At 60.2% G+C, this 13,189-nt stretch carries 11 protein-coding genes; 6 read left to right on the top strand and 5 right to left on the bottom strand.

Annotation, left to right across the window (positions count from 1 at the left end):
- Positions 1–27: 27 nt before the first annotated feature.
- Positions 28–588, bottom strand: coding sequence for a carboxymuconolactone decarboxylase family protein (locus tag AC6I6U_RS14680; RefSeq protein WP_497882625.1), 561 nt, complete (start codon positions 586–588; stop codon positions 28–30).
- A 105-nt stretch (positions 589–693) separates the two neighbouring features.
- Between AC6I6U_RS14680 and AC6I6U_RS14675 the strand changes: the two genes are divergently transcribed.
- Positions 694–1,614 (top strand): cupin domain-containing protein, encoded by a 921-nt coding sequence (locus tag AC6I6U_RS14675; RefSeq protein ID WP_497882624.1) that lies wholly within the window; start codon positions 694–696, stop codon positions 1,612–1,614.
- Positions 1,615–1,763: 149 nt separating this feature from the next.
- On the top strand, positions 1,764–2,585 hold the full coding sequence (locus AC6I6U_RS14670; RefSeq protein WP_497882623.1) for a cyclase family protein: 822 nt from the start codon (positions 1,764–1,766) through the stop codon (positions 2,583–2,585).
- 12 nt (positions 2,586–2,597) lie between these two features.
- Here AC6I6U_RS14670 and AC6I6U_RS14665 read toward each other — a convergent pair whose 3' ends face one another.
- Complete coding sequence (locus tag AC6I6U_RS14665; RefSeq protein WP_497882622.1) at positions 2,598–4,478, bottom strand: ATP-binding protein; 1,881 nt, start codon at positions 4,476–4,478, stop codon at positions 2,598–2,600.
- Positions 4,479–4,680: 202 nt separating this feature from the next.
- Positions 4,681–5,499 (bottom strand): alpha/beta fold hydrolase, encoded by an 819-nt coding sequence (locus AC6I6U_RS14660; RefSeq protein WP_497882621.1) that lies wholly within the window; start codon positions 5,497–5,499, stop codon positions 4,681–4,683.
- 382 nt (positions 5,500–5,881) lie between these two features.
- Between AC6I6U_RS14660 and AC6I6U_RS14655 the strand changes: the two genes are divergently transcribed.
- The 4 genes from AC6I6U_RS14655 to AC6I6U_RS14640 all read left to right on the top strand — a co-directional run bounded on the left by AC6I6U_RS14655 (position 5,882) and on the right by AC6I6U_RS14640 (position 10,721).
- Positions 5,882–6,928 carry an N-acetylmuramidase family protein gene (locus AC6I6U_RS14655; protein WP_497882620.1) on the top strand — a complete coding sequence of 349 codons (1,047 nt, stop codon included), beginning with the start codon at positions 5,882–5,884 and terminating at the stop codon, positions 6,926–6,928.
- A gap of 1 nt (position 6,929) precedes the next feature.
- Entirely contained in the window at positions 6,930–7,532 is a 603-nt protein-coding gene (locus AC6I6U_RS14650; protein WP_497882619.1) for a hypothetical protein, read from the top strand.
- Between the two features lie 307 nt (positions 7,533–7,839).
- Positions 7,840–9,693, top strand: coding sequence for an acyltransferase family protein (locus AC6I6U_RS14645; RefSeq protein WP_497882618.1), 1,854 nt, complete (start codon positions 7,840–7,842; stop codon positions 9,691–9,693).
- 158 nt (positions 9,694–9,851) lie between these two features.
- Positions 9,852–10,721, top strand: coding sequence for an isocitrate lyase/PEP mutase family protein (locus AC6I6U_RS14640; RefSeq protein ID WP_497882617.1), 870 nt, complete (start codon positions 9,852–9,854; stop codon positions 10,719–10,721).
- 135 nt (positions 10,722–10,856) lie between these two features.
- On the opposite strand, the gene aepX is transcribed toward AC6I6U_RS14640, so the two are convergent.
- Complete coding sequence (gene aepX / locus AC6I6U_RS14635; protein WP_497882616.1) at positions 10,857–11,747, bottom strand: phosphoenolpyruvate mutase; 891 nt, start codon at positions 11,745–11,747, stop codon at positions 10,857–10,859.
- A gap of 47 nt (positions 11,748–11,794) precedes the next feature.
- Positions 11,795–13,183 (bottom strand): class II fumarate hydratase, encoded by a 1,389-nt coding sequence (fumC, locus tag AC6I6U_RS14630; protein ID WP_497883031.1) that lies wholly within the window; start codon positions 13,181–13,183, stop codon positions 11,795–11,797.
- Between the last annotated feature and the right edge of the window lie 6 nt (positions 13,184–13,189).

Here is a 13,189-nt window from a genome sequence, read left to right as displayed (position 1 = left end):
CGCCGGACCACTGCCGGCGCCGTTGAATCATTGAACCGCCGATTGCCAGCTGTATTTGGCCAGCTCCGGATTGAGCGGCGTGCGGGCGAACACGTTGGCGAAGTTGCACAGAGTGGCCAGGCTGACGCCGAGAATCACTTCCAGGGCGTTGCCTTCCGTGTATCCGGCATCCTTGAAGGCATTGAAGGTCTGGTCGCTGACATTGCCACGGGTGGCAATGACTTCACGGGTAAAGGTAGCCAGTACTTCGAGTTTTGCCTCTGGCAATTCACTCTGGCCACGCAGGGCGTCGACCACTTCGTCCGGCAGCCTGGCCTTGTTCAGCGCCACCGCGGTGTGACCGGCGACACAGAAGTCGCAGCCGTGGGTGGTGGCGGCGATCAACTGCACCACTTCGCGCTCGGCCAGGCTCAGTTCGGCTTTGCCATTGAGGCCCGATACCGTAACGTAGGTTTCCAGTGCCGCCGGGGCATTGGCGAGCACGCCCAAAAGGTTCGGGATGAACCCGGAGTTCTTCTGCGCGTTTTCCAGAAAAGGCCTGGCCGCTTCAGGGGCGCTTTGCAGCGTGTGTAGGGTGACGCGCGACATGGAGTGGACTCCTGCTGTATTGGGTGTGCGACAAGTCTGTTGGTTATAAGAATTTCGATCCATATTCAAAAGTAGCGATTACTTGCTCCTGAGTGTTTCCATTAGATGATTTCGTCCAGCCCACTGGTTGATTGGTTATTAGAAAGCCTCGAGTTAGACACCCGCCTGTTTCACGTGGGCCGCTACTGCGGGGGCTGGCACGCCAGCACCCATGGCCTGGCACGGGCCAGCTTCCATCTCATCGTGCAGGGTCACTGCTGGCTGCATATTGATGGAGCGCAAGGCGGCGTGCGCCTGGATGCCGGGGACGCGGTGTTCCTGCTGCGGGACCTGGACTATCGGCTGTCCAGCGCCGAGGACGGCCCCCAGGCCCAACATCTTCCACGCCTGGCCATGAACGCACTCGACGACCAAGCCCAGGACGGCGTCGGCCTGGTCTGCGGCTTCTTTCATTTCCGCTCGGGGCTGTCGTCACTGATCATCGACGGGCTGCCGGACTGGATCGTGCTGCGCGCGGGCGATCCGTCGTCGAGCGCGGCACGGGCGCTGTTCGAACTGATCCTGGAGGAATGCCAGCGCCAGCCGGCACCCTCCTCGGCCCTGCTGGAGCGCCTGAGCCACCTGCTGTTCCTGTATGTGTTGCGCCAGCAAGTGAGCGACAGCCAGGAACTCGGCGGCCTGGTGGCGCTGGCCCGACATCCGGGCTTTGCGCCGCTGCTGGAACAACTGATCGAACGCCCTGGGGAAAGCTGGTCGCTGGAGAGCATGGCGGCCTGCACCGGGATGTCGCGCTCGGCATTCTTCAAGCGCTTCAACGAACTGGCCGGCCAGTCGCCGGGCCAGGTGCTGCTGGCGTTGCGCATCCGGCATGCCTGCCAACTGCTCAAGAGCAACCAGACCGTGGAGCAGGTCTGTGCAGCGGTGGGCTATCAGTCGATCGCCGCGTTCACCCGGGCGTTTGCCAAGGCGGTCGGGGTGCAGCCGGGAGCGTATCGCCGACAGCATGAGCAGGCCGTTACCCAATAGCGCCTGGGAAAAGCACCGCACCCGCCAAGGAGAATTGCACACGCCGGCCCAATTCCCGGCCAAATCCCCTTGGCATACTGGCAGGCAGAATGGATAGACTCCCCTGGAGCCGGGGCCCAAGACCCTGGATACCCAAGGAGCACAAGGTCATGGAACTTTCAACACAACACAAGGCGCGACTCAGGCGGGTGTCTTTCGGTTTGCTGGCGGCATGGCTGGCAACCGGAGCGGCCCAGGGTTTGGCCGGGGAAAAGGAAGCAAAGGGAATGCAGAGTATCCAGTTTCGCAAGATCGTCGACCTCAGCCACGTCGTCGCCCCCTCGATACCGCTCTGGCCACACGACCCTCCCGTCAAGTTCGATGTGGTGGCCAGCCAGGAAAAGGACGGCTACTACCTGCGCAACTTCAGCATGGGCGAACACAGCGCGACCCACATGAACGCGCCCAACGGCTTCCACCCTGACGGCGTCGGGATCGATACCTACAAACCCGAGTCACTGGTGCGCCCGGCAGTGGTGATCGACGTGCGCTCCCAGGCCCAGGCCAATCCCGACTATGTGATCAGTATCCAGGACATCAAGAACTGGGAGCAGCGGCATGGGCGCATCGAGAAAGACGCCCTGGTACTGCTCTATACCGGCTGGCAGAACTACTGGAACGATCCCAAGCGGTTCTTCAACGAGGATGACAAGGGCGGCCTGCACTTCCCGGGGCTGGGCAGCGACACGGCGGCGTTCCTGGTCAACGAACGGCATATCGCCGGCGTCGGCACCGACACCCATGGCGCCGATCCGGGCCAGGACACGGTGTATGCCACCAACAGCCTGGTTTTGGCGAAGAACGGCATCATCCTGGAATGCCTGACCAACCTCGACCAGTTGCCCGCCAAGGGCGCCACACTGGTCATCGGCATACTCAAGCTCAAGGACGGCTCCGGCTCACCGGCCTCGGTGATGGCCTTCGCCCCCTGATCCCGCCCCGGCTCAGAGGCCCTCGACTACCGGAGCACCGGCCTTGAACGGCTTCCGGTAGTCCGCCGAGCGACGCAGCACTTCGGCAAAACCCTGGAAACTGGCCGGCTTGGTCAGGATGTCGTTGGCACCGGCCACCCGGAAACGCTCGATCTCGTTCGAGAAGGCGCTCGCGGTGAACGCGACGATGTAGCACCCATCGCCCAACGGCAGTTCGCGGATGCGGCGAATCGCCTCCAGGCCATCCATGCCCGGCATATTGATGTCCATCAGGACCACGTCCGGCAGCGCCTGCCGGCATCGTTCCAGCGCCTCCAGGCCATCGCAGGCCAAGCCCGGCTGGTAACCCAGGGTCTGCAACATCGCCATGGCGACCTTCTGGTTCAGCTCATGATTCTCCACCAGCAGGATATCCAGCGGGTAATGCTCGGCAAACGACGCGTCGAACTCCACCGACGGATAGTCACCGGCCGTGGGAATTTCCAGCTCCGAAAAAGGCTCGATCGGCAGCGAGAAGCTGAAGGTCGACCCCACGCCGAACAGGCTGCTGAAGGACAGGATGCCGCCCTGGGCCTCGATCAGGTTCTTGCAGATCGACAACCCCAGGCCGGTGCCGGTGAAACGTTGATTGTTCGCTCCCTCGAACTGGGTGAACGGCTTGAACAGGCTGCCATGGCGCTCCGAGGGAATACCGACGCCGGTGTCGCGGATGGAGAAATTGAGACGGGCCCCGGAGGCATCGTCACTGAGCGAGACGGTCAGCGAAACCTCACCCGTCTCGGTGAACTTGATCGCGTTGCCCAGCAGGTTGATCAGTATCTGGCGAAGCCGATCGGCGTCGGTCTTGACCAGGGCCGGGACGTCCGGGAAGACCGCGACCTCAAGCGTGATCGGCTTGTCCTGGATGTTCTGCCGGACCATTTCGACACTGGATGCCACCAGGCTGCGCAGCTCGAATACCCGCGGCCTGAGATCGAGCTTGCCCGACTCGATCTTGGCCAGGTCGAGAATGTCATCGATCAGTGCCAGCAAGGTCTTGCCGCTGGTGTGGATGGTGTTCAGCAGGTCTCTCTGCTGCAGGCTCAGGGGCGTGGCCGACAGCAGGTCGGTCGCACCGATGACGCCGTACATGGGCGTGCGGATCTCATGGCTCATGGTTGCCAGGAACTGGCTTTTCATCCGGTCGGCTTCTTCGGCGGCGATCTTGGCCTGCTTCAGGACCTGTTCGTTGGTCTGCAACTGGCGCAGGTGGGTGCGCATGCGCACCGAGTCGATGACGAACAGCAGGCTGAACGACAGGAACACCAGGATGGCCAACACGATGTGGTGCAGGGAATCCTGGTTCAGCTCGTGGTAGTAGTCGGCCAGGGTGATTTCCGCCCCGGCGACAAAGGGCGTGCCGTCCTGGGACGTCATGGGTATGAAGACCGCGCGAAAATCACCCCAGTGGTCGGTGTAGTCGATCCAGCTCGGCCCCGTCTGGTCGAAGCTGTCGAGCAGGGTCTGGCTGGCGTCGGGATAGGGGTCGAAGAAGCGCACGAAGTTCTTTTCCTGGACCTCCTTCGCCGAAGCGCTGGAGCTGACCAGGATGGCCTCGCCTCCCCGCTTGATCACGGTGTAGACGAAGGCAGTGCCCATCGATTCGTTGAAACGGGAAAGCTTGCGGATGGCATCCAGGTCCTCGGCCTCGGACTTGGAGTTCTTGTCGACCAGGGCGTTGTGGTATCGGTCGCCGAGAATCGCCGCCCCGCCGAGTGCCGCATGCAACAGCTTGTTGTTGATACTGTCGGTCAGAATGCGTTGAGCCTGGGCGTGAAGATAATAGATATAGCCACTGACACCCACGACGTAGACCAGCAGCAAAATCCCGATTTTTCGCCTGACCTTGAACATGCGCTACGGCCTCCATTGCCGTCAGATCCCGGTTTCCTCAATCGCTCTCCGGGCTTCGCCGTCGAGATTAAGTCATGTACCGGGAAAACACACCCCCAAGAATCTGTAGGAGCCGACTGACTGGCGATTCGCTACATCGCCTGGAACAGGCAATATCGTCCGCGCCAGCAAGCCAGTTCCTACAAGATCACCAGACGATGGATCAGTCGGCCAGGAACGCCAGCAGATCTTCGTTCAGCTGTTGCGCGTGGGTCACCGCGAAACCGTGGGGAGCGCCAGCGTAGACCTTGAGGGTCGCGCCACGAATCAGCTCGGCAGCCAGCTTGCCGGTGGCCTCGAACGGCACGATCTGATCGTCGTCGCCATGGATCACCAGGGTGGGGACGTCGATCTTGGCCATGTCCGCGCGGAAGTCGGTTTCGGAAAACGCGGTCACGCAGTCCACGGTGCCCTTGAGCGAGGCCAGCAGGGCAATGTTCAGGGTCTGGGTCAGTACGCCCTGGGAAACCACCTGGCCGTGGTTGGTGCCATAGAACGGTGCAGCGAAATCGGCGATGAATTGCGCACGATCCTTGAGCAGGCCGGCCTTGATGCCGTCGAACGCCGCCTGGGGCACGCCCTGCGGGTGATCTTCAGTCTGGATAAACAGCGGGGTCACCGCACCCAGCAGGACCAGCCCGGCAACGCGCTGGCTGCCGTGACGGGCGATGTAGCGGCTGACATCACCGCCACCCATGGAGAAGCCCACCAGTGTCACGGCTTCGAGGTCCAGGTGTTCGATCAGTTGAGCCAGGTCGTCGGCGAAAGTGTCGTAGTCGTAACCTTCCCATGGCTGGCTCGAACGCCCGAAACCGCGCCGGTCGAAGGCGATGGTGCGGTAGCCGCGGCTGCTCAGGTACTCCATCTGGTATTCCCACATGTCCGCATCCAGCGGCCAGCCATGGCTGAACAGTACCGGCTTGCCGGTACCCCAGTCCTTGTAATAGATCTCGGTGCCATCGCGTGTCACGAACGTGCTCATAAAGACTCCTGTGGGTCGTTGGTTGAAGCAGACAAGATGGCAAGCCGGGAGACTGGCTTACCCGCGAGCAGCCAGCGGCTTGCTCGTGCGCCCTACTATCACTGCAACCCGCCGGGCGCGATTGCAGGCATGTGCTGTCTCATCCGCCCTGTGCAGCGATAGATCGCCAGCACGGAGCGTAGAGAAGATTCGTGACATTTGCTCTGTTCCGGCTGACGGGATGATGGGCATTTCACAACTTTCAAGACAGCCTCTGGACAACCCAAAAGCTGCTTGTTAGTTTCCGCCAGCCAAATGTTTCAACGTATGATAGAGCGATAGAAATGATATTAAAGTGATAGCACTTTCTATCTTTCTCTACACCATAACAAGGATGTCGATGATGAAAAATCTGCAGGGTTTGCCTAGCCTTATCAGTGCGTCAGTAGGTGCTCCCGGCAAGGCGCGAAACTTGCCCGCCGATGTTCAATGCATCCAGTACTTGTTCAACCTGATCATTCCCAAGCTGGGTTTCCCGCTGCAGGAAAACGGCAAGTGCGATGGCCAGTTGGTACAGTGCATCAGCCAGTATCAATTCCGGCATCTCAAGTATGCCCACCCCGACGGCGTCGTCGACCCGACCGGCCGGACCTTCAACAGCCTGATCGAGGAAGCGATCAAGGTGCCGGTCAAGCCGCACCCGACCTTGCGCCTGCCGACCTTTCTCAATGTGTTCGGCAACAACGGCGGCGACATGGTCCAGGCCACCGTCAACCACTACCTGGACCGCATGCGCGCGATGATCGAAGCCGAGCGACGCAACCGCCAGCTGGTACTCCAGGCCACGTGCGACGGCGGCATGACCCTGACCGACACCGACTTCCAGAACGCCGCGACCCAACTGGGCAACGGCATTCCGGTCAATATCATCAAGGCCTTCGCCACGGTTGAATCCGGCGGGCGCTCCGGTTTCGGCCCGGCCAAGCTGCCGGTGATCGCCTTCGAAGGGCACACGTTCCGCAAGTACACCAAGAGCAAATACGACAAGACCCACCCGCTGCTGTCGTACCCCTATGTGAAAAAGGCCGGCCCGCAATGGCAGGTCAACAACAAGGACCAGACCAAGGCCTGGGAAACCATGGCCACGGCGTTCGGCCTGGACCAGGAAGCGGCGTTGATGTCGGCGTCCTGGGGCATGTTCCAAGTCATGGGTTTCAACTTCGCCGCCTGTGGTTACAAGAACGTCTTTGATTTCACCGCCGACATGAAAATCAATGCTGGCGCGCAACTAAAGGCATTCGTCGGCTTTTGCCTGAAGAGCCCGGCGCTCATGAAGGCGATGAAGAACAAGGACTATGTCGGCATGGCGTTCAACTATAACGGCAAGGATTATGGCGACTATGACTCGCGCATTAAAAAGGCCTATGAAAAACTTGAAGGGAAAAAATGACATGACGCGCAACCTTTCCGTTTCCCGCTGGCTGCTTGCCGGGGCGATCTCGCTGTGTGCCGCGACGCCAACCTTCGCCGCGGGGCTGCATTCGGGCAAGTACGAACAGTTGATGCTGGCGGTCACGCCGGACCACCAGGTCGAGGGGTTCTATGCCGAAGAGCGCGGCGAAGGCAACAGCTTCAGCTGTGCCTTCTACCTGCAGGGCAAGCCCGAAGCCCTGTCGACCTGGCTCGATGACGTCTACCCTGGCAGCGTGAAGGCCTCGGCCGATGGCGTCACCCTGACAGTCGAACAAGGCCAGCAGCACCCTGGCTGCATAAACGTGCTGATGCCGGAAATCGCCACCGGCCTGGACCTGACCCAGACCGCCAGCAAGAACTGGATCGGCCTGGTAACGATCTCGGCCGACAAGGCCCTGCTGCAAAAGACCCCGGACGCCAAAGCCACCAAGGGCCCGTACATCGTCAAGGGTGACGTGGTCGGCGTGCTGGCCTACAAGAACGGCGCGGCCCAGGTCGAGTTCACCAACGCCAAGGATCGCACCTTCACGGGCTGGATCAGCCAGGACCAGTACTCGCGGGTGAGCGTGCCGCAGCACTGATCCCTCGTCTTCTGTCGGAGCGGGCTTGCCCGCGACAGCGCTGCAACCGGTACCCTGCAATCCCCCCCATGCAGGGTACCCCTCCTCACGAAAACACCCACTTCACTCACACTGGTCTACCCTGAGTAGCTCGAATATCTGCGCAGAAGCATTTGTCTGCATGCAGCCCCACCACCGGTGCGAAAATTTCGTGTGCCGAATTGTTGTTCCGCGTTTTTCTCGTTGACATACTTTCCGATTAAAAACGTACTACTCATCCTCTTCGGATCGAAAAAAATCACGCTGGCAGCAAAGGATCTCGGCATAAATGGGAATGCTTCGGTTGTTTCTCGCTTTATCGGTGCTCGTACACCATACCCCGAAAGCGCCTTTCCACTGGCTGCACGCTTCGATCGCCGTAATGTTTTTCTTCATGATCTCGGGCTTCTACATGACCCTGGTCATCAATGAGAAGTATCTGAAATCCGATACCCCGTGGATTTCAAAATTTTATTTGGCGCGGATATTCAGGATATTCCCGGTGTACCTGGCCATGCTTATATTCATGACCGTCTGGTATGCCTGCACCGACACGCCCAGCGTCTTCACTGACAACCTGGGGCATGGTTTCGTTGGCCAGCTCAGCCTGGTTTTAATGAACCTGTTCATTCTCGGACAAGACTGGCACCAGCTTACGTCCTACGTTCTCCTTCACAATGACATCAATGGCTACACCAGCTTCATCAGCTCGCACATCGACAAGTCCTATTTTGCAGACAATGTCATGCTCATTGGCCAGGCCTGGACTCTCTCCATCGAGTTTGTCTTTTACCTCCTGGCCCCCTTCATCGTTCACAGCCGTCGCAGAATCATCATTCTGCTGATTGCCAGCTTGCTGGTACGCTGGGTTTTCTGGGAGATGCGCGGCTCATTCGACCCGTATGGGTGGGGATACTACTTTCTGCCCTCGGTCCTGTGCTTTTTCCTCATGGGGAGCCTGGGCTACTACGTCTACCGACGCCTGATCGTGTGGCCACCACTGAGAAACGCGGCCATACCGGTCAACCTCGTCGTACTCGGCGGAACGCTCTACATACTGTTTTCCGGTGGTTATCCCCTCGTTAGCAGGACGACCGGCTACGATACGGTGGCGCTATGGCTGTTCTATTGCACCTTTGCCCTCTGCCTGCCATTTGTTTTCGTGCTCTGGAAGGACAATCGCCTTGATCGCTGGCTAGGCGAGTTCAGCTATCCGGTCTACATCGTTCATGGGCTGGTTATCGGAATGATGCTGGGGGAATTCGGCCTGCCTGCCGGAACCTACTCGACGCAGGCAATTATTATCGGAATTTCGCTCCTGGTTGCCTGGTTTGCCTGTGTCGCCATTGAGACGCCATTCAATAAATGGCGGCAGCGCAAGATCGTCACGCCGCGATCTCCCACGTTGATTACCGGCTTGCGCAAGCCATTGGCGTGGACCGGGGCCGCCACGATTACAGCCTGCCTCTACATTGCCTGGCTGACCGCCTATACCTCGAGGCAAGCGCCTCCCGCCGTCCTGGTGAAGGTCGAGTCGGCGCAGCAGTACAATATCGTCCGCTATGACGATAAGTTTTATGGCGTTCCGTTCGGTACGGCGATCACGTGGGGAAAGAGTCATTATGAGCAGACTCCAGGACTGATCATCGCCAAGACCCAGGACGCCGTCAGCGAAGCTATCCATGGTAAAGCCGGTAACACGCCAGTTCCCGTACCCGTACAAGGACCTTCCCCCACGCTTGTGAAAGCCGAACTGGAATATCGATACAATATCGTCAGCTACGCCAATAAGTTCTATGGCATCCAGTTCGGCACCCCGATCGAGTGGGGTGCTCCGAACTATGAAGAAACCCCGGGCCTGATCATCGCCGATACTCAGGAGGCGGTCAGCCAGACGATCCATCGGAAAAGCGCTGAAAGCGCTTCAGGAGCCCAAGTGCCGCCCGCCATACTGGTAAAGGTGGAGCAGACGTACCGCTACAATATCGTCAACTATGACAACAAGTTCTATGGCGTCCAGTTCGATACCAACATCGATTGGGGCGGACGGAATTATGAACAGACCCCAGGCTTGATCATCGCCAAAACGCAAGAGGCAGTGATGGACGCGATCGCCAGGAAAGTCGGCGCACTTGCCCGATAGAGTCCGCAGGTGCGGCCTGGGTAATGCGTCAAGCGTATGTGCATGGCGCATAGCCTATTCTCAAACGTCATAACCGCCTATGTTTGCGCGTGGTAGTCTCGCCGGACAAATGAATAGGCATAGATCGTATTTGACGATGGCCAGAACCAGGAAAGATCATGCCGAAAATCTCCCACACCGCTCTTCGTCGCAACTTCCGTGAATTGCTTGCCAAACCGACCTGCGTAGAAACCGCCTCCGTGTTTGACCCGATGTCGGCGCGCATCGCCGCCGACCTGGGTTTCGAGGTCGGTATCCTCGGTGGCTCGGTCGCCTCGCTGCAGGTGCTGGCCGCCCCCGACTTCGCCCTGATCACGCTGAGTGAGTTCGTCGAACAGGCCACGCGGATCGGCCGTGTCGCCCAGCTCCCTTTCATCGCTGACGCCGACCACGGCTACGGCAACGCCCTCAACGTCATGCGCACCGTCGAAGAGCTCGAGCGTGCCGGTGTTGCAGCACTGACCATCGAAGACACCCTGCTGCCGGCGCAATTCGGTCGCAAGTCCACCGACCTGATCTCCATCGAGGAAGGCATCGGCAAGGTCAAGGCTGCCCTCGAAGCCCGTGTCGACCCGGAGCTGACCATCATCGCCCGGACCAACGCCGGCGTGCTGCCGACCCAAGCCATCATCGAACGCACCAAGGCCTATGAAAAGGCCGGCGCCGATGGGATCTGCATGGTGGGTATCAGTGACTTCGAGCACCTGGAGCAGATCGCCGAAAACCTCAGCGTGCCGCTGATGCTGGTGACCTACGGCAACCCGAAACTCAACGACAGCCAACGCCTGGCCGACCTGGGCGTACGTGTGATCGTCGCCGGCCACGGTGCCTACTTCGCCTCGATCAAGGCCACCTACGACAGCCTGCGGGCCCAGCGCCAGATCACCCACAGCACCTCGAACCTCAGCGCCACGGAACTGACCCACACCTACACCTTCCCCGAGAGCTACGTGGCTTGGGCGAAGGAATTCATGGAAGTGGAAGAGTGACACCGGCCGGACTGCAACCGTAAGCGCTACAAACCTGTCGCCCAGGGAGCGGGCGAATAACAGGACGCGGCGAGGACCGGATCGGCCCCCGCCAGCTGCAGCCTTCCCAACTGCCCGTTGCCCCTTGTTGGCGCGTTAACGGGTGCCAGGGATGAGATCGAGGATCTCATCGATCCCCAGGCAGCGTTGCTCCACCTCCAGCGTACGCCCATGCGCCAGGATCCCCGTGGCCACCTCCTTCATGGCCATGTAGGCACTGCGCAACATGTGGTTGGCATAGATGACCACGTTGAATCCCGCCTCCTGCAACTGGTCAAAACTCAAGTGCGCATAGCTGGTCGGAACGCAGACCAGCGGGACATCGGGGTGATGCACGCGAAACCGCCGGGCAAACTCCAGGACTTCCTCGCCATCCTTCCTGCGACTGTGAATCATGATGCCGTCGGCCCCCGCCTCGGCATAGGCCAGGCAACGCTCCATGGCCTCGTCCATGCCGCGGTCCAGAATCAGGCTCTCGCAACGCGCAATGATCATCATCCCGTCCGGTGCCCTGCTCGCCCGGCCCAGGCGGATTTTCTGGCAAAAAGCCTCGATCGACTCCTGGGCCTGGGTGACATCGGTGCCAAACAGCGAGTTTTTCTTCAGGCCGCACTTGTCCTCGATCACCACCGCCCCGACCCCGGCGCGCTCCAGCATCTTGACGTGGATGGCGAAATGCTCGGGCTTGCCGCCGGTATCGGCGTCGTAAATCATCGGCAAGTCACAGACATCGAAAATCTCGCGGATCCCCTGTAAGCGATTGCTCGGCGATAGGATCTCGATGTCGGGCAGGCCACGTTGTGTCGAGTCGGTAAGCGAACTGGACCAGATGGCGTCATACGCCACCCATTGGCCAGGGCCTGTTTCCAGGCGCGATTGTTCCGCCAGCAAGGCGGATATCGGGCTGTGTACCTCCAGCACCCGCAAGCAACGGAGGGTGCCCAACAGGGCGCGAAGGTTGCCTGGACGAACGTCTGCTTCCTGCATATGAAACCTCTCAAAGTCTGATAGGCAATGCTCTCGGTTGGCCCTGATCATGAGTGAGTCATGTCCAGGGGCACGACGAATCGATCGAACTCCTCGGGGGAGACGAAGCCCAGCTGCTGCGCCACCTCGCGCAAGGATTTCCCCTCGTGGTGGGCGGTCTTGGCGATGATCGCGGCCTTGTCGTAGCCGATGTGGCGATTCAGTGCCGTGACCAGCATGAGGTTCTTCTGCAGGTTGGCCTCGATTCGAGGCAGGTTGGCGGTGATGCCCTCGGCGCAATAATCGTTGAAGGCGCGGCACGACTCGGCCAGCAGAGTGATGCTCTCCAGTACGTTGTGCACCATCACCGGCTTGTAGACGTTGAGCTGGAAATTGCCCTGGCTACCGGCAAAGGCCACCGTTGCGTCATTGCCGAAGACCTGGGTACAGACCATCGTCAGTGCCTCGCACTGGGTCGGGTTGACCTTGCCGGGCATGATCGACGAACCGGGTTCGTTCTCGGGGATGTCGATCTCGCCGATGCCACAGCGCGGCCCGCTGGCCAGCCAGCGCACATCGTTGGCGATCTTCAGCAAGGCCATGGCCAGCGTGCGGATCGCCGCCGAGGTGTTCACCAAGGCGTCATGGGCAGCGAGGGAAAAGAACTTGTTCGACGACGCCCTGAACGGGTAGCCGGTCAATTCGGCGATATGCCGCGCGCACTCATCCCCAAAGCGTGGGTGAGCATTGAGCCCGGTGCCCACCGCCGTGCCACCGATGGCCAGGTCATACAACCCCTGGACGTTCTGCTCGATACCCTTGAGGGTGTAGTCGAGCTGTTCGACCCAGCCACCGACCTCCTGGCCGAGGGTGATCGGCGTCGCGTCCTGCAAATGGGTCCGGCCGACCTTGACCACGTCGGCGAATGCCTCGGCCTTGGCCGCCAGGGTATTGCGCAGCAGCGTCACGCCAGGAAACAGGGTTTCGAAGACTTCACCCACCACCACCATGTACATGGCCGTCGGGAACGTATCGTTCGAAGACTGCCCGCGGTTGACGTGGTCGTTGGGGTGGATCGGAGTCTTGCTGCCCATCTCCCCGCCGAGCATCTCGATCGCCCGGTTGGCAATGACCTCGTTGGCGTTCATGTTCGACTGGGTACCGGAGCCGGTCTGGAACACCACCAGCGGAAAATGCTCGTCCAGCTTGCCATCGATGACTTCATCGGCGGCCCGGACAATCGGCAAGGCAACCGACTCGGGCAGTTCGCCCAGAGCGAGGTTGGCCAACGCCGCAGCCTTTTTCAGAATGCCCATCGAACGGATCATGGGGGCGCCCCACTGGAAGCGCGAACGGCCAATGGGAAAGTGATGGATCGAGCGCTCGGTCTGCGCGCCCCAGTATTTGTCGGGCGCTACCGGCACAGAGCCCATGGAATCGGATTCAAGACGCATCAGGTTCTC

The organism is Pseudomonas sp. UTLPPB19802 (genome assembly GCF_059730225.1).
The sequence above is the reverse complement of the archived record's forward strand: the minus strand, read 5'-3'. Positions and strand labels throughout refer to the sequence as shown.

Bases quoted from the DNA above. Each gene is read 5' to 3' on its own strand.
- AC6I6U_RS14680 (WP_497882625.1), bottom strand. From the start codon at position 588: ATGTCGCGCGTCACCCTACACACGCTGCAAAGCGCCCCTGAAGCGGCC.
- AC6I6U_RS14675 (WP_497882624.1), top strand. From the start codon at position 694: ATGATTTCGTCCAGCCCACTGGTTGATTGGTTATTAGAAAGCCTCGAG.
- AC6I6U_RS14670 (WP_497882623.1), top strand. From the start codon at position 1,764: ATGGAACTTTCAACACAACACAAGGCGCGACTCAGGCGGGTGTCTTTC.
- AC6I6U_RS14665 (WP_497882622.1), bottom strand. From the start codon at position 4,478: ATGTTCAAGGTCAGGCGAAAAATCGGGATTTTGCTGCTGGTCTACGTC.
- AC6I6U_RS14660 (WP_497882621.1), bottom strand. From the start codon at position 5,499: ATGAGCACGTTCGTGACACGCGATGGCACCGAGATCTATTACAAGGAC.
- AC6I6U_RS14655 (WP_497882620.1), top strand. From the start codon at position 5,882: ATGAAAAATCTGCAGGGTTTGCCTAGCCTTATCAGTGCGTCAGTAGGT.
- AC6I6U_RS14650 (WP_497882619.1), top strand. From the start codon at position 6,930: ATGACGCGCAACCTTTCCGTTTCCCGCTGGCTGCTTGCCGGGGCGATC.
- AC6I6U_RS14645 (WP_497882618.1), top strand. From the start codon at position 7,840: ATGGGAATGCTTCGGTTGTTTCTCGCTTTATCGGTGCTCGTACACCAT.
- AC6I6U_RS14640 (WP_497882617.1), top strand. From the start codon at position 9,852: ATGCCGAAAATCTCCCACACCGCTCTTCGTCGCAACTTCCGTGAATTG.
- aepX (WP_497882616.1), bottom strand. From the start codon at position 11,747: ATGCAGGAAGCAGACGTTCGTCCAGGCAACCTTCGCGCCCTGTTGGGC.